This is a genomic window from Thermobaculum terrenum ATCC BAA-798 (assembly GCF_000025005.1).
Lineage (GTDB): Bacteria > Chloroflexota > Chloroflexia > Thermobaculales > Thermobaculaceae > Thermobaculum > Thermobaculum terrenum.
Genome location: NC_013525.1, coordinates 231,678 through 257,236 on the forward strand (window position 1 = coordinate 231,678; position 25,559 = coordinate 257,236).

Annotated in this window: 24 protein-coding genes and 1 other RNA gene; 18 read left to right on the top strand and 7 right to left on the bottom strand. The window is 46.3% G+C overall.

Annotated elements, in window-relative coordinates; genetic code table 11:
• Positions 1 to 7 precede the first annotated feature (7 nt).
• A complete protein-coding gene (locus TTER_RS01075) occupies positions 8 to 397 on the bottom strand; it encodes a hypothetical protein (RefSeq protein WP_012874172.1) in 390 nt (129 codons plus the stop codon).
• Between the two features lie 66 nt (positions 398 to 463).
• On the bottom strand, positions 464 to 1,789 hold the full coding sequence (gene melA, locus TTER_RS01080; RefSeq protein ID WP_012874173.1) for an alpha-glucosidase/alpha-galactosidase: 1,326 nt from the start codon (positions 1,787 to 1,789) through the stop codon (positions 464 to 466).
• 146 nt (positions 1,790 to 1,935) lie between these two features.
• Between melA and TTER_RS01085 the strand changes: the two genes are divergently transcribed.
• Entirely contained in the window at positions 1,936 to 2,970 is a 1,035-nt protein-coding gene (locus TTER_RS01085) for a Gfo/Idh/MocA family protein (RefSeq protein WP_012874174.1), read from the top strand.
• A gap of 142 nt (positions 2,971 to 3,112) precedes the next feature.
• Positions 3,113 to 3,655 (top strand): nitroreductase family protein, encoded by a 543-nt coding sequence (locus TTER_RS01090; protein ID WP_012874175.1) that lies wholly within the window; start codon positions 3,113 to 3,115, stop codon positions 3,653 to 3,655.
• A gap of 39 nt (positions 3,656 to 3,694) precedes the next feature.
• On the opposite strand, the gene TTER_RS01095 is transcribed toward TTER_RS01090, so the two are convergent.
• Positions 3,695 to 5,596, bottom strand: coding sequence for a glycosyltransferase family 39 protein (locus TTER_RS01095; protein WP_277422776.1), 1,902 nt, complete (start codon positions 5,594 to 5,596; stop codon positions 3,695 to 3,697).
• A 459-nt stretch (positions 5,597 to 6,055) separates the two neighbouring features.
• Between TTER_RS01095 and TTER_RS01100 the strand changes: the two genes are divergently transcribed.
• The 3 genes from TTER_RS01100 to TTER_RS01110 are packed head-to-tail and all read left to right on the top strand — an operon-like array spanning position 6,056 to position 9,682.
• Positions 6,056 to 7,117: a DUF2304 family protein gene (locus tag TTER_RS01100; RefSeq protein WP_012874177.1), complete on the top strand. Its 1,062-nt coding sequence runs from the start codon at positions 6,056 to 6,058 to the stop codon at positions 7,115 to 7,117.
• A gap of 28 nt (positions 7,118 to 7,145) precedes the next feature.
• Entirely contained in the window at positions 7,146 to 8,441 is a 1,296-nt protein-coding gene (locus tag TTER_RS01105; RefSeq protein ID WP_012874178.1) for a lipopolysaccharide biosynthesis protein, read from the top strand.
• Positions 8,442 to 8,497: 56 nt separating this feature from the next.
• Positions 8,498 to 9,682, top strand: coding sequence for a site-2 protease family protein (locus TTER_RS01110; protein ID WP_012874179.1), 1,185 nt, complete (start codon positions 8,498 to 8,500; stop codon positions 9,680 to 9,682).
• A 4-nt stretch (positions 9,683 to 9,686) separates the two neighbouring features.
• On the opposite strand, the gene murA is transcribed toward TTER_RS01110, so the two are convergent.
• The 3 genes from murA to TTER_RS01130 all read right to left on the bottom strand — a co-directional run bounded on the left by murA (position 9,687) and on the right by TTER_RS01130 (position 12,803).
• Positions 9,687 to 11,018 (bottom strand): UDP-N-acetylglucosamine 1-carboxyvinyltransferase, encoded by a 1,332-nt coding sequence (gene murA / locus TTER_RS01115; protein WP_012874180.1) that lies wholly within the window; start codon positions 11,016 to 11,018, stop codon positions 9,687 to 9,689.
• A gap of 193 nt (positions 11,019 to 11,211) precedes the next feature.
• Positions 11,212 to 11,439 carry a putative signal transducing protein gene (locus TTER_RS01120; RefSeq protein ID WP_012874181.1) on the bottom strand — a complete coding sequence of 76 codons (228 nt, stop codon included), beginning with the start codon at positions 11,437 to 11,439 and terminating at the stop codon, positions 11,212 to 11,214.
• Positions 11,440 to 11,852: 413 nt separating this feature from the next.
• A complete protein-coding gene (locus TTER_RS01130; RefSeq protein WP_169302596.1) occupies positions 11,853 to 12,803 on the bottom strand; it encodes a tetratricopeptide repeat protein in 951 nt (316 codons plus the stop codon).
• A 143-nt stretch (positions 12,804 to 12,946) separates the two neighbouring features.
• On the opposite strand from TTER_RS01130, the gene TTER_RS01135 reads away from it, so the two are divergent.
• Positions 12,947 to 14,023: a threonine ammonia-lyase gene (locus tag TTER_RS01135; protein ID WP_241215208.1), complete on the top strand. Its 1,077-nt coding sequence runs from the start codon at positions 12,947 to 12,949 to the stop codon at positions 14,021 to 14,023.
• Here TTER_RS01135 and TTER_RS01140 read toward each other — a convergent pair.
• Entirely contained in the window at positions 13,965 to 15,026 is a 1,062-nt protein-coding gene (locus tag TTER_RS01140; RefSeq protein WP_012874185.1) for a GntG family PLP-dependent aldolase, read from the bottom strand. The two genes, TTER_RS01135 and TTER_RS01140, sit on opposite strands and share 59 nt — an antisense overlap.
• 187 nt (positions 15,027 to 15,213) lie before the next feature.
• Here TTER_RS01140 and TTER_RS14460 point away from each other — a divergent pair, with 187 nt between their 5' ends.
• The 12 genes from TTER_RS14460 (at position 15,214) to TTER_RS16315 (ending at position 25,546) form a co-directional block, all read left to right on the top strand.
• Positions 15,214 to 16,362 carry an ABC transporter substrate-binding protein gene (locus TTER_RS14460; RefSeq protein ID WP_049822916.1) on the top strand — a complete coding sequence of 383 codons (1,149 nt, stop codon included), beginning with the start codon at positions 15,214 to 15,216 and terminating at the stop codon, positions 16,360 to 16,362.
• Positions 16,362 to 17,189 carry an ABC transporter ATP-binding protein gene (locus tag TTER_RS01150; protein WP_012874187.1) on the top strand — a complete coding sequence of 276 codons (828 nt, stop codon included), beginning with the start codon at positions 16,362 to 16,364 and terminating at the stop codon, positions 17,187 to 17,189. The genes TTER_RS14460 and TTER_RS01150 overlap by 1 nt, the downstream gene beginning before the upstream one ends.
• The gene (locus tag TTER_RS01155; protein WP_012874188.1) at positions 17,179 to 17,994 is read left to right on the top strand and encodes an ABC transporter permease; all 816 of its coding nucleotides are present in this window, start codon (positions 17,179 to 17,181) and stop codon (positions 17,992 to 17,994) included. Before TTER_RS01150 ends, TTER_RS01155 begins: the two co-directional genes overlap by 11 nt.
• A 105-nt stretch (positions 17,995 to 18,099) precedes the next feature.
• An RNA gene (gene ffs, locus TTER_RS15210) (signal recognition particle sRNA large type) lies at positions 18,100 to 18,363 on the top strand.
• Between the two features lie 141 nt (positions 18,364 to 18,504).
• Positions 18,505 to 20,859, top strand: a complete 2,355-nt coding sequence (locus TTER_RS01160; RefSeq protein WP_169302597.1) for a YfhO family protein — start codon at positions 18,505 to 18,507, stop codon at positions 20,857 to 20,859.
• Between the two features lie 49 nt (positions 20,860 to 20,908).
• Complete coding sequence (locus TTER_RS01165; protein ID WP_041424300.1) at positions 20,909 to 21,760, top strand: class I SAM-dependent methyltransferase; 852 nt, start codon at positions 20,909 to 20,911, stop codon at positions 21,758 to 21,760.
• A gap of 22 nt (positions 21,761 to 21,782) precedes the next feature.
• On the top strand, positions 21,783 to 22,742 hold the full coding sequence (locus tag TTER_RS01170) for a YihY/virulence factor BrkB family protein (RefSeq protein ID WP_012874191.1): 960 nt from the start codon (positions 21,783 to 21,785) through the stop codon (positions 22,740 to 22,742).
• Between the two features lie 63 nt (positions 22,743 to 22,805).
• A complete protein-coding gene (locus tag TTER_RS01175; protein WP_041424510.1) occupies positions 22,806 to 23,225 on the top strand; it encodes a cytochrome c maturation protein CcmE in 420 nt (139 codons plus the stop codon).
• A 64-nt stretch (positions 23,226 to 23,289) separates the two neighbouring features.
• Positions 23,290 to 24,006 (top strand): ABC transporter ATP-binding protein, encoded by a 717-nt coding sequence (locus tag TTER_RS01180; RefSeq protein WP_169302598.1) that lies wholly within the window; start codon positions 23,290 to 23,292, stop codon positions 24,004 to 24,006.
• Positions 24,003 to 24,674: a heme exporter protein CcmB gene (locus tag TTER_RS01185; protein WP_012874194.1), complete on the top strand. Its 672-nt coding sequence runs from the start codon at positions 24,003 to 24,005 to the stop codon at positions 24,672 to 24,674. The genes TTER_RS01180 and TTER_RS01185 overlap by 4 nt, the downstream gene beginning before the upstream one ends.
• Before the next feature lie 4 nt (positions 24,675 to 24,678).
• Positions 24,679 to 25,398 carry a cytochrome c biogenesis protein CcsA gene (ccsA, locus tag TTER_RS01190; protein WP_012874195.1) on the top strand — a complete coding sequence of 240 codons (720 nt, stop codon included), beginning with the start codon at positions 24,679 to 24,681 and terminating at the stop codon, positions 25,396 to 25,398.
• Entirely contained in the window at positions 25,391 to 25,546 is a 156-nt protein-coding gene (locus TTER_RS16315; RefSeq protein WP_012874196.1) for a CcmD family protein, read from the top strand. The genes ccsA and TTER_RS16315 overlap by 8 nt, the downstream gene beginning before the upstream one ends.
• Positions 25,547 to 25,559: the final 13 nt, after the last annotated feature.

The window sequence follows — 25,559 nt, forward strand, 5'->3', positions numbered from 1 at the left end:
CCACCAATTACGACTCTGTTTTCTGATCATAATACTCGTTGATCTGTTCGTATACTTCCTCAGGAAAATTTAGATCTTTATAGACGTTACAAGAACCAGGATCCTCTGGATTAGGGCATATAGGGAAATCCTGCTGATCCTGCCACTCTAGTACCCTTTCCCTCTTCGGAGGGTTATAACCCCTTGATACAACCTGTTTATAGAGGCTTCTGGCATCCTCCTCCGAAAAGTCGGGATCGTTCTTAAGCAGTCGTACTATCTCATCCTCAGATAAGAAGTATCTAGCTACCATGACAAAGACTAACCTTCCATAGTGTCCTATATCCTTCCCCGATTCCAGTGAATCTATCAAATGTGCCATCATGTCATTTTTACGTAGTTCTTCTATACCAGGCATTGAACATTCTCCTAACTTGTTCGTCAGCCTTAGAGTTCGCAACCTGGATGCCACTCTAATGTCTTCCTAATCAAACTGGGGTAGCCACTCTTTCTGAGCATCAAACAGCTCATCGACCATGTTATCGATCTCCTCCAGTGAGCACACAGCTGCGGTGAGCGGATCCATCTTGATCGCCTGTTTCACAAGAGTTTTATCCCGATGTATATGACCCAACACCGCAAGTTCTTGCAAATTGACGTTTGTACGTATCAAACCTGCCAACTGAGGCGGTAAATCCCCCACATAACATGGATTGATGCCCGTGTTATCCACCAAGCATGGTACTTCCACGCAACAACCGTAAGGCAGGTTGGTTATCAGATCGTAGTTGGTAACGTTCCCATTGATTCTTCTCGGGGTATTAGTTTCTATGGAGTGGATTATCTGTGCTCCATACTCTCTGGATCTCCTGATCTCTATCTTGTCAGCTTTGAGCTGATCTTCTATATCCTCGTAATAATGGTCTGCAACTTCGAAGCAATGCTTGAGATAACCTCCCGTCTGACCAAATTTGAACCAACCATGCCTAGGATGGGTGAACTTGGCTAAGGTTTGCTCCAACACGTCCTGTCTCTTACGGAAATAAGGATAATACTCGGAAGCATGCCCACTGGACTCAGTTACGAAATAACCAAAGTGCTTCATTAGGTCAAACCTAATTGGATCAAGAGCATAAGTATCCGGATCGCTCATCTTCTCAAATAACAGTGGATAAAGGTCACGCCCCTTATGCTCCAACCTTAGAAACCAGGACATATGGTTTATACCGGCCACCCAATAAGATAACTCTTCGTAGGGCACTCCTGCTATGTGCGCCAGCTCCTCCGAAGTGCCTTGCACACTATGACAAAGCCCTACGAACCTGATAGATGACATAGAGCTAATACCCCAACACAATATAGCCATGGGATTGGTGTACTGAAGTATCAAAGCATCAGGACTTAACTCTTCCAGATCGTTGCATATCTCCTCTATTACTGCCAAGTGACGTAGCCCTCTAAATACACCACCAGGGCCAATAGTATCTCCCACGCACTGCTCAACCCCATATTTTCTAGGGATCTCTATGTCGAGCTCGTAAGCTTTGAGCCCTCCTACCTGGATAGTTATCACCACGTAATCCGCGTTTTGAAGCGCTTGGCTGCGGTCCGTGGTAGCCTCTATTACCATCTTAGAGCCTTCCTGCTCTACCATCTTCTTTGCCAGGGATTCTACAGCTTTCAATCTATTAGCATCAATATCCATTAACGATATGGTGCTGCCATCAAGCTCCGGATAAGTTAGTAAGTCGCCCAACAGATTGCGCGTAAAAACAGCACTGCCTGCCCCTATGAAAGCAATCTTTGGCACTTGGCCCCTCCTCTCTAATGGTCTTCGAGCACATTATCTCAAAGACTTACCTGCAGGAACAGTATATGCGGTCCGGGTTATTGACCATCACAGCGAAAAACTTGCAAACTTTGAGGTAATAGTATCTCGAAAAAAGGAGGATCCAATTGCCTGGACGTACCTTGGGTTTCGGCATTATAGGGGCAGGTATGATCGCCGAATATCACAAGAAAGCGATAGAAGCTAACTCGGATTTGGGAGCTAAGCTGATAGCTATAGGACATTACGATCCTTCCAAGTTCTCACAGATAAGCACCAAATTTGGCGTACCCTGCATCTCTGTACAAAACCTGCTAGCCCATCCCGATGTAGATGTAGTAACTATCTGTACCCCTAGCGGTCAACACGCATCCCAGGCTTTAGATGCTATGAGGGCAGGAAAGCACGTGTTGGTAGAAAAACCAATGGCTCTAAACCTGGAAGATGCTGACTCAATGATAGACTTGGCTCGATCTCAGGGAGTGAAACTAGGAGTAGTACTTCAAAGGCGTATGGATCCTACCTTTCAAGCAGTCAAGCAGGCTATAGATGCTGGTGATCTCGGAAGGTTGACCTTAGGATTAGTCAAGATCCCATATTTTCGCCCTCAAACCTACTATGATCAAGCAGCCTGGAGGGGTACATGGGTTCTTGACGGAGGTGGCGTTATCATGAACCAAGGTATACACCTGGTTGATCTACTAGTTTGGTACATGGGAGATCCCCAACAGGTAAGCGCCTATGCCGATACCTTAAGTAGGGATATAGAGGTTGAAGATACACTCGTGGGGATTATAAGGTTCAGCAATGGGGCAATGGCAACAATAACAGCCACGACCACTACCTCTCCAGGATTTCCACACACCGTAGAGATATACGGTACTCATGGTGGCATACAGCTTGAAGGAGAAGGCATACGCCGATGGGAGCTTGCCGAGCCTAGTAAGGCTCGGGTCAAAGCCCCGGGAGTTGCGGAGAACGCCTCTGCAGGTGCAGCAGCAGATCCAAGAGGAATAAGCACAGAGAACCATACTAGGCTCTTTAGAGATTTTATTCTTGCAATCCAAGAAAATAGGGACCCCTCAATAGACGGTTCAGAGGGAAGAAGAAGCTTGGCACTAACGCTAGAGTTGTACAAGTCTGCTGGTCTGTTACAGAAGTAGTATCATGGGTAGATTGAAGTGGCTGAAGGCAAGTAACAACCTGCATTGTCGTGCAAAGATTGCCCTAGAACCTCCAATCAGGAGTGCTGGAAGCTCTAAGTTAGACATCACATATAAAACGTTGTGAAAGGAGGATCAAAACATGACCACTGCTTCCGATAAGATAAGCTTTCTCAAGAGTCTAAGAGCCATAAGGGAGTTTACACCGCAGCCGATACCGGATGATGTCATAGACGATGTACTGGAAGTAGCAAGATGGTCCGGTAGTGCAGTGAACAGGCAGCCCTGGGAATTCATAGTGATAAGAGACAAAGACACATTGAAGAAGCTGGCTACCGTCGAAGGGCACGCTGGACATCTAGCTGGAGCTGCCACTGGTATAGTACTGGTTATGGCTGGAGAGAGTTTCGAACACGAAACATATGATGAGGGAAGGCTTGCTGAGAGAATAATGCTCGCAGCCTGGGCCCACGGAGTAGGAGGCTGCATAGGATGGTTCGGCGAAAACGGTAGATCGGAGGTGAAAGCCGCCTTGGGCATACCAGATAATAAATTTGTTAGGACAGCTATATCTCTCGGCTACCCTGACTACGAGGTCAGGAAGAATAGACCCAGGAGAGAGCAGCCAAGGAAGCCTCTATCTGAGATCGTACATTGGGAGCGGTACGGCCAACATAACAGATAACCAATTAAGGCAAGCACGAGCTATAATGCTCGTGCTTGCCTAGCTGTTTTGTGACGGCATCTTAGGCAGATAGCCATATATAGACTCTATGATCTCCCTCGCTTCCCTCTCACGTTCAGCTGAATAAGCAGTGTTGTCATTGGGATCACTTACAAGCCATATACCATAAGGGAGTATAGACCTGATGGACTGTACGTACTTGTCCTCACCTACTCTCCGCCTTTCGCATTGAGCTAGATTTATAACGCTCTCCGCACTCATCTGCGTTGGCAGATTTCTAGGTTCTCTACCCGTTATCCTCAGCATAGAAAGCGATATCTGGTTGGATGGAGACCCTCTTCTAACAAAGGTCTGATACATCAGCTCAAAAGCTCCACTTGAAACTAATGCTGGAGTCCAAGAGTTAGTTGCCGTAAAATCCTGTTGCCTCGTCATAAGAAGATAAGAAGCTTCATCCTTCTTCATCTCCCTGATCAAATCAGAGAAAGTGACCATGGTTGGCCTGCAGGCATTATCCATATGCATCCAGAAGGGTATTTGTGTCGGCGGCCAGACAGGAGTTACCTGTATATCCAATCTGCATGAAGATGCAGATATAGACTCCGGGCCAGAAGCACAGTTCATCTTGAAAGCTTTCCACTTATGCTTGAAGTCATCCTGGAAAGCTAGCTGATATGAGTACTGCCAGGTCGCAAGTATGGTTTCCCCCTTGGGGATGTTCTGATCAATCCAATTCTTCATATCCAACACGGCAGGATTTATATCGGTGGCCACTGGATTGTCATTAGCAGTATTAGAAGCTATGCCATTTGCCAGAATCCTGGTTTGTACTCCGGTTCCCCATATAAGGAAAAGTATAAGTACGCAGGTAAGAGCATAGTTGAGTAGGTAATGCGAACTCACGAAAGCTATGACCTGTGATCTAGAAGGTATACCTTTCAGGACTATCTTCCAGTCCCAATCCTTTAGTCTGGAAAAGAATTCTGGAGCAGCTATGTACAGGCCGGCTAGGGAAGCATAACCTAATGCTTGCTGGATCATCCACTGCCTGATGGATATCTCCATCACAAGAGCAACCAGAGAAACCGGCACCCATAGAATCCCCATTGCAAGCAAATATGCCCAGTTTCTGCTGCCCTTTATGGACTTCCATATGGCGAACAACCCACCTAGTGGAAGGACATACCACAGAGGCGTACCACGCATTACCTGGTTGACAAGATACTTTGCAGTAGACTGATCTACTCTCAAGTCGTTCACCTGGGATAACATGGCTAGAGAAGCTACAAGCGTCCATCCAATTACAAGAACCCAGGCGCATCTTTCCCTATTAGCTTGCAAATATATCGCTAGCTTATGAAACACCCCCAATCTGTAAGCCAAGTAGAATACCATAACGGCAATTAGAGATACCGCTACCACTAGATATAGAAAGTAGACTGGAACCTTACCTAACAGGAACACGCTTTGACTTACATTCCACACCCACACCCACCAAGGGGCACATATAACTAGCACTCCCAAGTAGTGCAGCAACACATCTTTTAGAGTCCACCCCAGAAGAAGGGCGGCTACTACAGCTGTAGGGAGAACCACTATGCTGGTTTCCTTAGTAAGGATCATCAGTCCGAGCATAAAGCCCGAAAGCAGACTTAACCAGCTAGATCTGCGATCAACAGCAGTCAGTACCAAATAGGCGGTGAGCAGGTACTCAGTAAGAAGGAAGGCATCTATGTTGAAAGCCTGAGATAAAGTACTTGTATACCCAAAGTAAGCTAGGAAGAGAGCAGCCACTAACGCCTCTCTAGTCCCAAGCAGCCTCTTTATCAAAAGATAGAGAAGCAGGGGATTCAGCAGCGCAAACAATCTCACTGCCCAAGCCAGCTGGTCTATATTCTTGCCCAGCAGAAGCATGATGAAGCCCAAAAAAGCAGGAAACACAGGGCCACGAACGACTTGTGGGTCACCCTGGATATCTACATACCCCTTACCACTTATGATATTCAGTCCGTGTAGCAAGTACCAGGAAGCATCAGGCGGTACCCTCCAGGAGTGGGCAAACCAGAGCAAAGGCGGTAATGAGAGTACTAATACCCCCCAAAAAGCCAGTTTGTTGTAGTTAGGAGAGACCCTAGCCGCAGTCCAGGGCTTACGAACTTTATCGTACTTGTCCCTCTCCTCAATGGTTTCAGTCTTTCCTAACAGCTTCTCACCCCCAGTAGAAAGCTCAAATACTTAACGCCATTATAAGCAATCAGGTTCATCTGAAAAGGTATACAATAAATAGATTATAATAGTTGCGTAAATTAACAATCCGTCTTACTGGTAAGGGCAAAACATTAACTGATAATATTAGCTCGACATATTCTTTTGTCGCTACAAGGGGGATTTCTACTTAGGATGTTATATAGCGTAAGAATAGTAGGAGTACTAGTAGCTGTACTGTTTGCCTACTACGGTATATCCAAATATCGCAATGGGCAATGGACCAGGTTTGACCTAACCCTAGCACTATTAGTTTCTGCGGGGGTTGCCACTGTTTCGATATTTCCTCCTGTAGGCAATATCTTGATGTCAGCGTTTGGGCTGAAGAATAGGCTATTCGCCATACTGGTATTTACAAACCTCCTGTTGTTTGGGCTCTTCTTCTACGCTCTGAACCAGATAAGATCCATAAACATGCGCAATATAGATACTATCAGGGCCTTGGCAAAGCAAAAGTATATGGAAGAGTTTGGCTTTGCCAATCGAGAAACGGGCAACGCGGCTTCCGGTAATCAAGGCAAGATACTGGTAACTATCCCTGCCTACAACGAGGAAGTGGCCATACAAACTGTGTTACCACGAATTCCATCTGAGTTGCTAGGGTACAGACTAGACACCCTAGTCATAGTAGACGGAGCTACAGATAGAACTGAAGAGGTCAGCCGCAAGGCCGGAGTCAGCGTAGCTACGCACATAATCAACTGTGGCGGGGGCGCTGCTCACAAGACGGGCTTTGATATAGCCAAGATGATCGGTGCAGATATTGTAGTCAATATGGATGCAGACGGTCAGCATAGACCAGAAGAGATAGAACGCTTGGTAACACCGATAATCAACAACCAAGCAGACTTCGTATGGGGCTCGCGCTTCTATGGGTACTATGAAGAGAGAGGAAGCATACGCCATGCTGGGGTAGTCTTCTTCTCACGCATGATCTCTATACTCATAGGTTTCAAGGTTACAGATTGCACTAACGGATTCAGAGCTATTAGAGTGCGTGACCTTGAGAAGCTACACCTCAAGGAGGAGCAGTTCCATACTACGGAGATGATAATAGAGGCTGCCAAGAAGGGGCTGAGATTAATGGAGGTTCCAATCTCCGTACTCAAGAGGGCAGAAGGAGAGAGCAAGAAGCCAAAGAGATTAAGATACCCTCTCGGTGTACTGCGTGTGATAGTACAAACTTGGTTGAGATAGCATATTCTGGAGGTTTTTAAACATTCAATTGAGCATACCTATAGTAGAGAAGATACGAGGGCAAAAGCTTATCTCTTCGCGCCAGGGGGTAGGAGCAGGGTCAATCTACCTGGCGCTTTCTTTGGGAATAACTGGTGTTTTTACTTACGGATTTCAAATACTATCCGCTTATTTCCTCAGGCTAGAGGACTATGGAGTTATAGCTACTTTATGGTCAGCAACCTTTCTGGTGGCTCAGATACTTTGGATAGGTATCACCCAGACTTTGGCCAAGTACATACCAGAAAGAGAAGCTAAAGCCGAAAGCTGGCTGCCAGTACTACGAAGTGTTAGACACCTTCAATATATAGTTCTAGCGATCTTCATACTAGTAACCCTTGTTACATTTCCGCTACTGACGGAGAGAATATTTGCCCACAAACCGATCATTACTGCTGTGTTCATAATGGCAGTAGCTGGGTATTCTTTTAGTTACTTCAAAAGAGGTGTGCTTAGTGGTTACAAGAAATTCTCTCATGTAGGATTGATGTTCATTACTGAGTCCTGCAGTCGGCTACTGCTTAGCGTAGGGTTGCTGTTGATAGGATTAGGGTTAACAGCTCCAGGTATCGGAATAGCCATAGCTCCTTTCCTCAGCGTGCTACTGGTCAGAACAAAGATAGACGTCCCACAAGCCGGCAGCTCAGAGCACTTTAGCATTGGTAAAGCGTTCAGGTTTGCTACTCCAGTGTTGATCTGCATGGCATGTGCCCAATTACTGGCTAACGGCGGACCTATAATGATAAGTGCTCTTGGAGGACCTAACGCTCAAGCACAAGCAGGATTGCTACTCGCAGGTTTGGTTCTGACCAGGATTCCTCAATACGTATTAAGCCCTGTAATGAGCAATTTGCTCCCCCACTTAAGCGAGATGATAGCCAAAGGTGATCATAGAAAATTCAACAATTTCGTAAAGATAGCTGCTTTAGCACTTGGAGCAATGGGCGGTATCCTTGTAGCAGGATTTTGGCTAATGGGAACTTTCGCTATGTCCCTTATGTACAAGCCAGAATACAGGCTTAGCAGAGGGTTGCTGACTGTATTAGCGCTGGGAGCCGCATGCTACCTGTTCAATGAGTTCATGAACCAGGTGCTCTTTGCTAAATCCAGGACCAGGCTTGCATCCCTGAGCTGGATACTTGGCATAGTGGTCACCCTTGCTGCCACCTTAATGATAAGCGCCGATCCGCTACATAGGGTGGCATATGCACTAGCTATAGGCACCTTATCCACATCTATCTTTCTAATTCTAAGCCATCTAGTCACACGTCCCTCGCAGATGTAGAGTATTCTTGGCACACTTCGTGTTGAAGGTTATACTCAAACATCAAAGGAGATCTAATGCTAGGGCCAGGAATACCGATAGGTCGTATATTCGGTATAAGGATCTATATAGATCCTAGCTGGATATTCATCTTTCTACTTGTCACTTGGAACTTAGCAGCCGGTGCATTAGCTGTCGTACATCCTGAATGGGGCACTACCACTATATGGTTAGTGGCAATTGCAGCTTCTTTGCTGTTTTTTGGATCGGTGCTTGCTCACGAGCTTGCGCACTCCCTCGTTGCGAGATCTCAAGGAGTCCCTGTCCGAAGAATAACCCTCTTCATGTTCGGTGGAGTAGCAGATATAGAAAGAGAGCCACCATCCCCTAGAGCTGAATTCCTGATTACGGTAGTGGGACCATTAACAAGCCTGGTACTAGGTATCGTATTCCTGGTGATAGGCACAGCAATAGCAGGTATATCGAACCTGTCGATATATAATCCGGAAGGCTTGCTGGCCCAGCTTAATCCTCTATCAACCATATTCCTATGGCTAGGCCCTATAAACATAGTGCTTGCTGTGTTCAATTTAGTCCCAGGCTTTCCATTGGATGGAGGGAGGATACTAAGATCCATCATCTGGGCCATATCTAACAACTTAAGACTAGCTACAAGAATTGCGTCATTCATAGGTCAAGCAATTGGATGGCTAATGATATTGGCGGGCGTAGCGATGATATTTGGGGCTCACATACCATTTTTCGGGACAGGACTGGTTAGTGGTTTATGGTTGATCTTTATAGGGTGGTTTCTTAGCAGTGCGGCATCTCAAAGCTATAGGCAGCTGGTCATACACCATATATTAGAAGGCGTACCAGTTAACAGGATCATGCGGACGGACATCCCCACGGCAAGTCCCTATATGACCATAGAAGATCTCGTGAGGCTTCTGCTTATCAACTCAGATGAAAGATCGTTCCCAGTAGTTGAGGAGGACAGGCTCGTAGGACTAGTATGCATCGAAGATCTGAAGAAAGTGGCTAGGGAAGAATGGCCTATAGTTCCCGTAAGTCGAATCATGACTCCCAGGGATAAGTTGATAACTATAGGGCCTAATGATGATCTAGCCAAGGCCTTTGAGCAACTTGCAAGAATCGACGTCAACCAACTTCCAGTGGTTGTTGGTGATACCCTTGTGGGACTACTACGTAGGCGCGACCTACTACGATGGTTACAGATACATTCTCAAATAGCCAGGTAAGACATTAGGCTGTTGCTTCTGCAGGTAGACTCTCCTCTATACGCGCACCTAGAGATCTAAGCCTCTCCACGAAGTGCTCATAGCCACGCTCTACCCACTGCACACCACTGACTTTACTTACCCCCTCAGCACACAGAGCCGCTATGATAAGTGTTGCACCAGCCCTAAGGTCAGGTATGGTAAGATTAGCAGCCCTTAGAGGGGTAGGGCCATAGATTCGAGCTGCGTGAAAATAGTCTGGAGAATCATCCTTTTCATTCCACTCATAACCGCAATCAGGCACCGGAGGATTAAATAACTCTATGTGAGCCCCCATAAGGTTTAGCTGTTCTGTATATCCAAGCCTGTTGGGGAATATAGTCTCATGTACTAAACTGACTCCACTTGCCTGAGTCAGGAGGACAACAAAGGGAGCTTGCCAATCGGTCATAAACCCAGGATGAGGCCTTGTGATTACATTAACTGCTCGAAGGCTCTCACCTCGACGTACGCGAATACCTTCCGGGTCTGCCTCAATCCTGCACCCAGCTTCTTTCATCTTGTCAAGTAAAGCCTGCATATGATCGGGGTTAGCTCCTGACAGGTACAGATCGCCATCTGTAGCCGCCGCCATTATTGCGAAGGTCCCAGCCTCTATCCGATCCGGCATTACCGTGTGATGAGTACCACCGAGTTTGCGTACTCCATCTATGACTATTGTCCTAGGTTCAACTCGCTTTATTCTGGCACCCATAGAGTTCAGCATATCTATCAGGTCATCAACTTCTGGCTCTTGCGCGGCATTGTATATAACTGATCTTCCTTCAGCCAGCACAGCTGCCATTATCTGGTGCTCTGTACCCATATGCGAGTTCTTGTTAAATCTGTACTCGCATCCCCTCAACCTATCACAAGTAGCGTTGTAATAAGCACCATCATAATCTATACAAACACCAAAGTGCCTAAGTCCTTCTACAAGTCTATCAACCGGTCTATGCCCGATCCTGTCGCCTCCTGGATTAGGCACACTAGCTTCTCCACATCTAGCCAGCAAGGGCGCCATTACCACAAATGAAGCCCTTATTTTAGCGGCCACGTCAATACCAAACCTAACAGGTCGAATATCCTTAGCTCTGATCCTGAGAGTATTAGGGCCATTCCAATTCACCTCTACCCCTAACGTCTGAAGTAGAGCTGACATGACGTATACGTCGCTGATATGAGGCACATTAGAAAGATGTACCTCCTCCTCAGTTAGCAAAGCAGCTGCCATCATCTTAAGAGCAGCATTCTTAGCCCCTGCTATCCTAACCTCTCCTCTAAGGGGTACTCCCCCTTCTATCAGTAGCGTGTGCAAAGTAACCCCCTTTTATTAACGTGAACAATAACCTGGCTAGTTTGTCATATTATTACTATCGCGGTCAACCTAAGTAGACTATTCGCAATTTCTGCACCTAGCTAATACGTTAGCACATATCTTAGTATTCTTCCCTTAAGCTACATTCACCATGTAAGGTAAAACCCAAATTTATAACTGGTTCCCTAAGCTATTAACTCTCTTCATCCCCTGCAAGATACTCTAGAAGTATTCGATTGGCACGATCAAAATAATCTTCAGGCACCAGCAGTCGATGCATAGAGGCCACTCCCACAGCCCATCCACCCAGATGAGCTCCTACTGGCTGTACCATTACTGGTACACCTTGTCGTCTGAGCAGCTCAGCATACATCTCGGCTAGAATGGCATCTGAAAACGTACCGACAGCAACCAGCTTCATTTCATTGCTCTAATATGCTAATAAGCTCTTTAGCCTTAGAAAACTTATCTGCCGAGACAAAATTAGACTGATCATAGATATATCGAAGCCAAGGGAGGCATTTCCTGCCCGAAACACCAACCCATATGAGCCCTGATTTCAGATTCCTGGGAGGTATATATCTGCCCACAACTGCCCGAATATACTCAGATATCCAGAAAGCCAAATCCAGGCTATCCACCACCAAGCTGGTTACAGGATAGCCTCCTAGATTTAGGCCAATAAATCCCCTACTGTCCCATAGCCCTCTTATAACGTGCCTAGATTCGTCAGGAGATAACTCAGACACCAGCTTTATGTCGACAGACGCAGAACTACCCAAGAGGTATAAATCTTTCTCGCTCCAACGTGTGGACATGAATTAGAGTCCGGAATCAGGTCTCAACAAGATGTGGAGGAGGCATACCCGCACGCAGGTTACGCAGGTAGTTACGCACCTTACGATTTGCAGGGTCTATATCTAGAACTCGAAGGAACAATTTCTCGGCTTCGTCTCGACGCTCATCTCGCCAAAGTAGTAAAGCCAGGCTAGTCATTATCCAAGGCTCTTCGGGATCCAAATCCAAGGCCTTATGCCAAAACCCTTCAGCTGCCTCCACCTCTCCTTTACGAGCCAGCAGTGAGGCTAACTCATGATAGGCATATGTACTCTCTGGGTCTAATTCCACTGCCCTGGCGAAAGACTCTATAGCATCACTGATCATCTCCATCTCACGACAAGCCAGACCACGCCAGAACCACGCCTCATACCAATCTGGCTCTTCCTCCAAAATTTCGGAGAGTATCTCCAACGCTCTTTCAGGATCTCCATGATTCACCAGGTAAGAAGCTTCTTCAAACATATAGTGAAGGTTCTGTACGCGGTCCAGCTCTTCCAATGCAGATCTAACTTCAGAAGAGTATGGACCGTTAGGATCCATCTCAAGATAGAAGTTCCACATCTCTTTGGCACGCCAAGGAGCATCCATAGCCTCATAAACGTAGCCTAGCAACCTATAGGATGGAGCATACTCTGGATCCAAACGCACCGCTTCCATGAGATGGCTATATGCCCTCTCGAGAAGTGCTTCCACCATTTCAGGCTCGCTCACAACACCTGATTCAATTAGGTTGCGATAAGCAGCAGCCAATTCAACTCTATATTCCGCCTTTTTTGGAGAAATCTCTACTGCTTGCTCAAAAGCTCGAGCAGCTTCTTCAAATCTGCCTTCATCAGTATGTCTGCGACCTGCCCTAATAAGTCTTTTGGCACGCGATTCACCATCTCTAAGATCGAAAATGGTTACCTCGCCTGAGTCAGTGTTATCAAAATAATTGTCTGACATGTTGTTCTCCAAAGGCATGAACCCTTCTCTCACGCATTATACTCTTGCTGTAACCCAAGCTCAATTGTGTGATCAAAAATGATCTGTAATGATTTTGTCGTCTTTTGGGCAAAGATACCAGCTTTGTTTGCAAAAGGCACTACATGATACTCAAACTGATGTATACTGCTTCGGGTTCGGGAAAAGAAGTGCTCTGTGGAGATGAAGACAGAATGCTAACACTAAATGACATATTAGAGGCTAGGGATCGCATATCCCCCTATATTGAACGAACTCCTTTAAAAGAAAGTCATACTCTAAGCAATAGATTAGGAGCAAAGGTCTACCTTAAGCTTGAGATGTTCCAAACCACCGGTGCGTTCAAGATAAGAGGAGCATTCAATAAGATGCTCTCGCTCAGCCCCGAAGAGAAGAATCGCGGAGTGGTTGCAGTTAGCGGAGGCAACCATGCTCAGGCTGTGGCTTACGCAGCTTCAAAATTAGGCATTAAGGCCACAGTTTTTATGGCTAGAAACACTCCAGAAAACTATATAGAAGCCACTGAACACTATGGTGCACAAGTAGTACTGACATCAGATATAGCTGAGGCATTCAAATTGGCTGCTGAAAGACAGGCGTATGGAGAGGTCATGATACACCCATACGCTGACAATCAGGTTATGGCGGGGCAGGGCACAATAGGTTTGGAAATACTTGAGGATCTACCCCAAGTCACAGATGTAATCATCAGTATAGGCGGAGGTGGATTGATATCCGGCGTTGCAACCGCCATAAAGAGCCAAAAGCCGCATGTGCGTATCTGGGGAGTTGAGACAGCGGGGGCAGACAGCATGTCACAAGCACTTAGGGCTGGGCATCCCATAGAACTACCTGCCATTACCTCCATAGCTAAGACACTAGGAGCTCCTTCGGTCTCGGAGAACACGCTCGCTATAACTCGAAAGCTTGTAGAGTCAGTAACTGTAGTAAGTGATAAGGAAGCTTTCCAGGCTTTGGAATTTCTGCTAGAAAGGGCGAAAGTGCTTACAGAACCCGCAGCCTCATGTACGCTTGCGGCTGCAGAAAGGCTTCGTAGCGCTTTTACACCTCAAAGCACACTAGTATTGCTGCTATGTGGCGGGAACGTGTCCCTGGCTGATCTATGTCATTATAGACAGATGTTCAGTGTTGAGGATAAGAAACATAGGTCCCAGTTAGAACATCACGAAATATCTTTATAGCTTGATCGTACTCATCATCACTGATTCCGTAATGAGTCACTATACGCATCTTTCTCCCACCATAGCTGCTTATACGCAACCCTCGGCTTTCCAGTTCAGAAATAAGCTTAGGGGGAGTCCAGTCAGGCGATACAAGATCAAAAGCCACTATGTTAGTCTGTACCGTTTCTAGATCCAGGCGTATACCGTCAAGATCTACTATACCTTCAGCGATTTTACGGGCATTTACATGGTCCTCATGAAGACGGTCTATCATTTTCTCCAGAGCGACTATACCTGCAGCGGCTATAACTCCTGACTGGCGCATCGCTCCTCCAAGAAGTTTTCTTACTCTTCTGGCCTCTCTTACAAAGCCCTCACTACCTGCCACAATACTTCCAACTGGCGCTGACAATCCTTTAGAAAGGCAGAACTCTATGCTATCTACAGGCTTTGCCAACTCCTTTGCAGGGACTCCCAAATAGATAGCAGCATTGAATATCCTGGCACCATCCATATGTACAGGCACATTATGTCTATGAGCTACATCGACTATACCCTCTATCTGTTGCAAGTTGAGTACCGTCCCTCCACACCTGTTATGTGTGTTCTCAAGACACACAAGCCCAGTTCTAGGGAAGCCCAGTCGTTCGGGGCGTATAGTTTCCTCTACCTCAGATGGATTTAGCTCTCCGAACCTGCCGTTGTGCACCGATCGATATACTAATCCCCCTAGGGCAGCCCCACTACCACTTTCGTACCAGAGGATATGGGATTGATCTCCCATTATCACTTCTTGTCCCCTCTCGCAGTGCACTAGCATTGCACATAGGTTACCCATAACGCCGCTAGGTACAAATAAAGCTGCTTCCTTACCTATGATCTCAGCAGCTAACTCCTCCAACTTGTTGACCGTAGGGTCTTCTCTGCTCTGATCATCGCCGACTTCGGCTTCCGCCATGGCCTTCCGCATCTCTTCTGTGGGTAGAGTGACTGTATCACTCCTAAGGTCTATTACATGCATTTATCTCTCCTTTGAGATGTAAATTATAAACCTCTCATATCATATAACTACTTTTTATGATTCCCGTTATTCGGCGCCAGATGACGTCATACTTCCATCTTATTAGATATCCTAATAAGGAGTACAAGTATCATGAATAGTTGATGAGGTGAAGAACAGTATGTCTGATTGTTGCAACAGAAATATTATGGAGAGGGATATTTGCCCCTGTGATGGTATAGATCTACTAGATGATTCTCAAACCGCTCCCGAAATTCAAACTCATCCAATAACTCGTAGACAAGTCTTAAAGTACATGGGGGGCTTCCTCCTTACGGGGTTTATTGCTGCTTGCGGGCAGGCTGGCGGGCCACAAGCACAGAAGAGCCCAGTCCCCACAAGTATAGTCAGCAGTCAGCCAACCGCTCCTTCCAGAGAAGGACTGACAAAGCTGGATCTAGCGTTTTGTAGCCAGGTGCTGTGTATACTGCCCTTCGAAGTAGCAAGACAGCAAGGGTACTTTGCGGATGAGGGTTACGATGTAAACCTAATATACATGAAGGGTGGTGCGCTGGCTATAAATGCTCTCATTTCAAAGAGCGTCGACTTTGTGGGTACTCCGATGGATCTAATTGTTAGATCGGTGGATCAAGGCCAGCCGGTAATAATGGTTGCTTCAACCTCCAGGTTGCCATTCTTCGCATTAGTAGTATCGCCTGGTAAGTCTTCAGAGATCACCAAGATTAGTGACCTGCAAGGCAAGAGAGTAGGGGTTAATAACCTTGGTACTACAGATGATCTTCTATTGAAGGCGCTACTAGCAAAGAACAATCTGGATCCCAATAGTACAGATAGCGTGGCGCTTGGTCCAAATCTATACGACGCCCTGCTCCGGGGTGAGGTAGATGCAGGGATGGTGCAGGAACCTGCACTGACTTTACTCTCCCAAAAGGGTGCTAGAGTACTAGTAAATTTCATGGACAGGCAGCAGACAAACGAGGTACTAGGTGGCGACTACCAGTTTATGGGGCTAAACACAAGGCCGGATGTGCTTGATTCCAAACCAGATGTGGTCGAAAAGCTGGCCAGAGCACTGGTAAAGGCTAATCAGTGGATACTGAACCACACAGGGTCCGAAATCGTAAAGGCTGCCCCACAAGAGCTAGCGCCCGGGGATGACATCCAGATCTTTGCAAAAGCTCTTGATAAATACAAGGAGAGCCTTTACCCAAGCGACGGCGTGATAGAAGAACATGCCGTAAGAAGAGTAGTAGAAACACAGAAAATTTCTGGGTTGCTAAAGAACGAGAATATAGATATAAGCACACTTTACACTAATAAGTACGTGGAGGGCTAATGCGAGCAAGCACCGCCGCTACTAGCACGAAGTTACAACCCCCTAGAGTGGTTTTCAAGAACATTACCAAGAACTTCAGATCCAAGAATGGTGATATTTATACAGCTCTCGGTGGTGTCGACCTAGAGGTACCTGCTGGAAAGTTCGTGGCAATAGTGGGCCCATCGGGTTGCGGTAAATCTACACTGCTGCGAATACTCTCGGGGCTAGACAGGCCAAGTTCTGGAGAGGTAATGATTAACGACCAAAGAGTAGCGGGTGTCATGCCCCAAATAGTAGGCTTTCTACAGCAACAGGATACTCTTCTCCCATGGAAGACTGTATTTGAAAACGTAGCTCTAGGACTCAGATTCAGAAAATTCCCTGCGGAGGAGATTAAATCAAGGGTAGAGGATTGGCTGCGGAAGGTAAATCTGTATAGGTTTCGCAATCACTATCCGGCCCAGCTTTCTGGGGGTATGCGCAGGAGAGTGGCTATAGCTCAGACACTTATTCTTGATCCCCCCTTGCTCCTGATGGACGAGCCTTTTTCATCACTGGATGCACAGACCAGATATATGATGGAGATGGACCTGCTGTCATTGGCTGGATCTGGTGAACGAACTATCATATTCGTAACTCACGACCTAGAAGAAGCTGCCTCCATGGCAGACACTGTAGTCGTTTTGGCTGCTGGTCCTCACAGTAGAGTCAAGGCAATCGTCGATGTAGATATAGAGAGGCCAAGAGACCTACTTGCTATTAGATCCGATCCAAGGTTCGGTCAGATAACCCGCTTCCTATGGGATCAACTTTACGAAGAGGTGAACAAGTCCTATGGCAAGTGAGCAGGTATCTAATATAAGTGTTGCGCAGAAGCAGGAGAGCGGGGAGAGTAAGTACCTATCCGTATATATCCTTAGGTGGGGATTGCTGCTAGTATTTTTGGCGCTATGGGAGCTAGGAGCCAGAACAGGTTTTATAGATACATACTTTTATAGTTCCCCTAGCAGGATAATAGAAACTCTCATTCAACAGTTCAGCACCGGAGCCATATGGAAACATCTAGCAGCTACCATGCAGGCAGCTATCTTTGGACTTATATATGGCTTCATAGCTGGCGCAGCTTTAGGATGGCTTGCTGCTAGGTTCAAGACGCTAAGCCAGATAGTAGAGCCTGTAATGACACTCTTCAACTCAGTGCCACGCATCGTGATCGCGCCTATGATCATCATGTGGCTGGGAATAGGAATCGCCTCCAAGATAGCTGTGGCTTTTATACTGGTGTTCGTAGTGCTTTTCTTCGCCGTGTACACAGGTATTAGAGAGGTGAATAAAGATCTGATCGATCGAATCAGGCTTCTAGGAGGAAACGAGAGAGACATTATACTCAATGTCTATGTCCCCTCTGTTGCGGCATGGATCTTCTCAAGCTTGAGACTTACAGTAGGATTTGCCTTTACGGGAGCTATCGTTGGTGAGTACATGGCATCCAGTAGAGGTCTGGGCTATATGCTCAACTTTGCACAGAACAGTCAAAACGCCGACCTAATGCTGTCGACAGTAGTTCTTATAATGGCTATTATCATGCTTATATTTGCCCTTTTGGGTCGGCTTGAAGCCCGAGCACTTATCTGGCGGGAAGACAGGTAGAAACTTAGCAAACGCATAGTTCTACATGAGCCGATGCACCTCTACTTGCTCATGCAGGATCTCGGGCTTGACGCTTTATTAGATTGCTTACTATTATGTTAGTGGTCGTGCTAGACGGGGAACTAGCGGTGCCCTGTACCCGCAATCCGCTATAGCGGGGTCGAATTCCCCTTCGCGGTCCGGCCCTTTAGGACTGGCTCCGCCAAGCGGCGATGATGGTTGGGTCCCACACGGCGGAAGCCCGCGAACCCCGCCAGGTCCGGGAGGAAGCAACGGTAAGCGGTCACTTCCGGGTGTTGTGGGGTAGCCTAACCGGAGCTAGCTAGCGAGAGCTAAGCTGGAGGGTCGAGATCAACAAGGGGTGCACGACCTATTTTTTTGTCCTTCATGCTCTCGTACAAATTCATGAAAGCTTTAAGGTACGTTCGGGCACATCAAAGAACTTTACCTTCCTTTTTCAGCCTGGAGCTAAGAAAGCTTGATGTTCTAGGAGCGCTAGGTGCTGTATCCTTGACTCTGCTTGCGGTAGCCCACATGGTAATCAAGGGCACAGCTGTAGGGCTGGACTCAGCAGTCTTCTTCTACCCTATGTATCATTACCTAGGAAGCTCCCTAAGATCCGGAGAGATACCAGTTTGGAATCCATTTCTGTTCTCTGGCTTCCCTTTCGCTGCAAGTCCGCAATCAGGCTGGATGTACTTACCAGCTATGGCATTTTTCACACTACTGTCTTTATCAGAAGCAGCCAAAACGTACATCCTTTTTCATTGGGTGGTTTCTGCTATCGCCGTATACGTCCTCGCACGCGACCTAGGATTATCCGTATCAGGTAGTGTACTAGCATCCGTGGCCTACTCGATAAATGGCTTCAGCTATGAAAGAACAGTATGCTGTTTCGCCTACAGTGGTGTATACACATGGGTTCCCGTAGCCCTCCTTGGCTGTGAGCGTGCAATCAAGACTAGAGAACTTTTGAATAAGTGGATTTGGATCGCAATCTCCAGCTTCTCTCTGGCACAAATCTTCTCCGCATGGCCAGGGCAAGGTTTCTACTATGGATTCCTGTTGATAGCAAGCTATCTGACATTTAGGATCTTGGTCTTCCCAGAACATAGATCGGGCATTATTGCGCGCATCACACAGCTACTATCAACCGGAATAATTATGGGTATACTGGCCTTTGGGCTGGGAGCCGCAGACATCCTCCCTAAGCTAAGCTTCCTAAGCCAATCTAACCTTGCCAGCGGCTACACTCTGCAACAAGCTGGAGTACATAGCGGATGGACGATTCTTGAATCTCTTTCCCTGCTGGGCCCTACTACATGGTACTTAGGGGTTACCGTATTTTCGCTAGCATTGGCCGCACCCTTCTTAGTGCGTACTAGGTACATGACTCCATTCTGGATAGTATGGATGTTTGCTTGCTTAGTCTTAGCCAGCAGATCTCAGACCCTGTTGCACCTCATACTGTATGAGTTTCTACCCATGTTCAGATCTCTCCATCCCCATGATCCTGAGCGGATAATGATGACTTTCTATATAGCCCCATCATTATTGGCAGGATCAACAATAACATACTTATTACAACTAGACAGAAAGCGGATCAAGCGAAAGGTTTACTGGCTAATCTTGGTCCCACCCATTTTATTAGCGTTCATAACTGCTTATGCAGCCTCACAGATAACAATATACGTTTCCATCATATTGCTCGTATTCTCAATAGGACTTGGGATATATATAGTAAATCCAAGCGCTCAAAATAAAATACTTCTGACTTTACTGGTCTTAGCCTGTGTGTTCGCAGACCTATACATAGTCAACAACCATGTACAAGCACAGCGACTGCAGACCCGTATGGTCTACGCACTCCGAAAGGTTAATCTAGAGAGTTACTACAGTTCTACAAAAGCTGTTAAGTTTTTGAGGTCTCAAGGCCCTAATTACACATTTAGGTTTTTCGGATACGACCCAAGGCTACGCTGGTTCCCTGGCAAAGCCGATCCAAGTATTCCGCCCCCCGGGATCCTATATAGATACCTGTGGATGGACTACAGAACCAAAATCCTGCTAGTTAACAACCGAGCTCTCGTGACTGGTATTCAAGATATCCAAGGGTACAATCCTCTACAACTATCGAGTTATGACTCCTTTTTTGGAGTAATAAACGGCCAATCGCAGGAATATAGAAGCACTTACGTCTTACAGAGAGGGCTCTCTTCACCTCTACTGGATCTGCTCAATGCGAGATACGTGATCACTCTAAGGAGCTTCGGCCCCAATTTTCCGGAATACGAATCTCTAGAGAAAACCTCGAGATTGGTATATGAAGATTCAACGATTCGTATATGGGAACGCCAGACGGCATTGCCCAGAGCATGGATAGTACATTCCTGGCAGAATGCCCCATACGAAGAGGTTCTACACATCTTGGCAAACAACGCCCTAGATTTCAGAAAGATAGCACTGGTAGAAGGTCTTGAAAGCCACATACAAGACATAAATCCTTCAGATGACGCCGTAACTATAGATCACTATTCACAATCTAGAATAACACTAACCACTAAGTCTCACTTGCCAGGAATGCTTATACTGAGCGAGGTTTACTATCCCGACTGGCGAGCTTATCTAGATGGAAAGCCAGTGAACATCTACCGCGCATACGGCTTACTACGTGCTGTAACCATTCCGGCAGGGGAACATAAGATAGAGTTCAGGTATGAATCTAAGTCTTTGGAGTACGGGCTTATAATCTCTATAAGCTTTTACCTGCTGGTAGCTTCCTTGCTACTGTCGAAATTGTTAACATATGCAAAATCCAGGACTATGGATAACATAAGGGGTAGGAGTATTGATATTAGAAACTAGTGATCTTGAATATATCGACTGTAACCTATGTGGAAGCAAGAGTCACTCATTGTTTCTGCCAGCAAACACTGACTTCTCACAGATCTCAGCTAACGCTCTAGCTTGTACAAGCATCCACCATAGCAAACATGGACCTATTGTGAGGTGCAATAATTGCGGCCTGATATTTGCCAATCCCAGACCTTCTCCACAGAAAATAATCGAGATCTACTCACAAGTAGAGGATCATGTATATCTTGCCGAAGAAGAGGGACGAGTAGCCACCTTCAAGAACAACCTTGCTGAGATCTCCAGATATAAAAGAAAGGGCAAGTTGCTGGATGTGGGATGCCACGTTGGCACATTTTTGGATATAGCTAAAGACTATGGCTATGAGGTCTACGGGCTTGAACCATCAAAGTGGGCAGCTGAGTATTGCAGGAATAAGAGAAACATAGAGGTACAGGAATGCGGCCTTTCTGAGGCAAATCTGGAGGATAGTAGCTTCGAAGTAATAACCATGTGGGATGTTATAGAGCACCTTACAGATCCTTATAAGGAACTCAGAAGAGCAAACTCGTTGCTAAGAGACGACGGCATTTTGGCAATCACCACTATGAACGTAGATTCCGTGTTCGCCAAGGTATTGGGGAAGCACTATCCTTGGTATATGCTAATGCACTTATATTACTTTACGCCAGACACAATGGAGAAAATACTTGGAAAATCAGGGTTCAGAATTCTGGAAATCAAGCATCACATTAGGGTTGTTAGCCTAAGATATCTCTTCTCCAAGATAAAAGCCTACAGTCCAGCAGCCTATAGAGCTGCTCATACCGTTGCTCATCTCCTAAAGATACATGATCTTAAGGTTCCTTTGAACTTTGGAGATATCATGACGGTCATAGCCAGAAAGATATAGGTGCAGCGGAGAACAAAACATTATGTCATTTCTGGTTCCGTATCTGAACAAGCTGGAACAGCTAGGTAACAAGATTAGGGTTCCACTGGCAAGACACATAGGAATCGCAGATCTGCTAAAGCAAGTCTGGAAGGAAGCCTCGGAAGATCACTTGGGGGATTTTGCAGCCAGCCTGACCTATCATGGCATATTTGCCATTTTCCCTTTTCTGACTTTCCTAATATCTATGCTGGGAATATTTGACAAAGTGCTGGGCGTATTTGACACCTCTCAGCTAATAAAAGACTTCTTATCACGCCCCCAGGTCAGGCAAGCTATACCAGTAGAGGTCATAGATTTCGTACAGCAACAGATAGATAGACTTATAGGTAACATAAGACCTGGAACTTTTACTACAGGTGCCATAGTATCCGTACTCTTAGCCCTATGGGGAGTATCGGGGGCCTTTAGGTCGATCATGGAATCTCTCAATGTAGTGTACGAGATAAAAGATTCAAGACCGATCTGGAAGAAGTACCTTATATCGATAATGCTATCTGTTATTGCTGTACTATTACTGCTGAGCGCAGGCATACTAGCAGTCTTTGGACCTAAGATAGCAGATTGGCTGGCTCGTACCACCGGTCTAGGAACGCTCTTTGCCTGGAGCTGGAAGATAGCTCAATGGCCCTTGCTTATACTTATAGCTCTATTAGCCTTTGCACTTATCTATCACTACGGCCCAGATATCAAGCAGCCACTCAGACTCGTAACACCAGGCTCGATCTTAGCCCTTCTTGGCTGGCTAGTCTTCACACTTATATTCTCCTTGTATGTAAACAACTTTGGTAACTACAACAAGACCTACGGAACGTTGGCCGGAGCCATATTACTGATGCTTTACATGTATTACTCCTCTTACATACTCCTAATGGGTGGCGAGGTCAACCATGTCGTAGAGACCTACAGCAAGACCAGCGAGGAAGTTAAGCAAAGCGTATAAATAAAAGCGTATAAATAACAGTCCTCTCGGCTTTCTGCCTCCATGTGGTATACTGCCAAGGGAATGGCACAAGCTGTAGCGGTAGACACCACAAGGAGAAGAAACCTGGGACTGCTAGTTGTGGGACTGGTGGCAGCTGCCGCCATCCTCTATCTGGTGGTCTCCAACTTCTCGGCCAACACCGTCTACTACCTGAAGGTCTCCGAGCTGCAGTCCTCCTATCATGGGGGACAGGTCAGGGTGTCAGGCAAGGTGTTGCCTGGCTCCATCTCCAGGCAAGGAGACAAGCTCAGCTTCACAGCCTATGATGGTTCTGGCAGGATGAGGGTGGAGTATCAGGGTGTGGTGCCGGACATCTTCAAGGACAATGCTGATGTGGTGGTGGAGGGCACCTATGATGGGCAGGTGTTCCATGCCCACACCCTGCTTGCCAAGTGCCCCTCCAAGTTCCAGTCCAAACCCTCCCAAGGATATGCCCAGTGATTTCCATATCACATAGAGAAAAACCTCTTGTACATGTATGTTTTCCAACAAACCCTCACAATCGATGAGTGACCCCGTACCTGTTATAGAAGCCCAAGGTATAGGAAAGCTTTATAACCGACGTTGGGCACTAAGGAACGTAAATATCAAAGTCTTTGCTGGGGAGAGGGTTCTATTATGGGGACCAAATGGGTCTGGCAAAACATCTCTGCTAAGGATTTTGGCTACTCTGTCCAGAGCCAGCAGGGGGGAGCTAAAGCTCTTTGGACTTGAAGCGATAAAGTACAAGCGTGACCTACGAAATAGAATAGGTTATCTAGGTCATAACCTAACCCTCTATGACGACCTCACTGCAAGGGAAAATCTCAACCTGTACTCGAAGCTTTACTCAGTAAAGAACCCTGAAAACCTCTACATGCCCTTGATATATACTTTTGGCTTGGTATCTTTTCTAGATTCCAGAGTGCGCAACTACTCCAGAGGCATGCAACAGAAGCTAGCGATCGTCAAGGCCCTGATTCATCAACCAGAAATACTACTGTTGGACGAGCCCAGCACAGGACTCGATGCAGAGTCTACTCACAAACTGGAAGAGGTTCTTGCCCAGTACGATGGCACGATAGTCTTCAGCAGCCACGACCTTGAATTTGGATTAAGTGTAGGCAATCGTGTATTGGTATTATCTAATGGAAGCATAATAGCAGATAAGAGCGTACAGGAGATCGACTCAATAGATCTACAGCATCCCACACAAAGGCATAAACTAACCATCCAACCATGAAATTTTGGCAACAAGTCCTAGCCTTAGTTCACAAAGACCTGGTTCTCGAGATAAGGCGAAAAGAAATCATTATCTCAATGTTCGTCTTTGCCCTCCAGATACTTGTCATATTCAACTACGCTTTCGATCTTCGGGTAGAAAATGTAAAATCAATAGGACCCGGAGTAATCTGGGTGTCGATATTCTTTAGTTGCGCAGTAAACGTGGGGCGTACCATATTTCTCGAGAAAGAGCGCGGAGGTTGGGAAGGTCTTATAACAGCCCCCTTGGAGTTAGGGGCTTTGTATGTTGCTAAACTTATAGGAAATATCCTTTTCATGTTGTTTGCAGAAGTCCTGATACTACCGATGTTTGTGGTGTTGTTCAATCTGCAGGTTATTACACTGCCTATAATAACTGTCTTGATATTAGGCACTATAGGGTTTGCATCGATAAGCACTATGTTCGCAGGGCTTCTAGCTAGTACCAGAGCAAGAGAGATCATGCTGCCAGTACTTATATTCCCAATACTTCTACCCGTAACCATAGCTACTGTGGAAGCCACAGCTAATCACTTGACTGGCACAACAGCTATGAACAGAGCTCCATGGACGGGCCTTCTAATAGCCTTTGATGCGCTATTCATATGCGCTGGTTACATATTATTTGATCAAGTCTTAGAGGAGTAAGACCTTGGCACAAATAACAGCAGCAGTACAATCTACACGTTATTATGGCTGGGTAGACAAGCTGAGCCAAGTGCTAGCGTTTGTTACCTTGCCACTCATGGCACTAACTCTTTACATGACATTGATATATGCCCCCACAGATGCCACACAAGGTGACGTGCAACGTATCTTCTACTATCACGTTCCCACCGCATGGAACGGCTTCCTGGCATTTTTCCTAGTGTTTGTGGCTAGCGTCGTGTACCTCTTCAAGAGCAGTCGCTTTTGGGATGCATTGGCGCGTGCTTCTGCTGAGGTGGGTCTTGTCTTTACAACCATTATGATCATCACCGGATCCCTTTGGGGCAAGCCAGTATGGGGTACATGGTGGAGTTGGGATCCAAGAATGACCACCACTCTAATCCTGTGGTTCATCTACCTTGGATACCTCATGCTAAGAGCTTATGCTCCCAGCAAACAACAAGGCGCGCGCTATGCCGCAGTGCTAGGGATAGTTGGTTTCGTGGACGTACCTATAGTCTATATGTCTACCAAGTGGTGGAGAACCCTCCACCCACAACAGGTCGTAGAGCCTGGCCAGGTTAGCATGCCTCCCGAGATGCTACAGGCATTTATGGTATCTCTCTTAGCTTTCACCTTGCTCTTTATATGGATTCTTATCATAAGAACAAGAATAGCGCTAATAGAGGATGAGCTAGAAATCAGGAGTATAGAAAATGGATAATTTTGGATTTCTTTTCGCTGCATTACTTGTCGTATGGATAGGTATCTTCGTCTATATCTACTACATTGGTCAGAAACTCAACGACCTCCGTCAGCAACTATCGGAAGTTGAAATTCGAGAAAACCAAAATACGAAGGAAGATCAGTAAACGTTGGAGTATC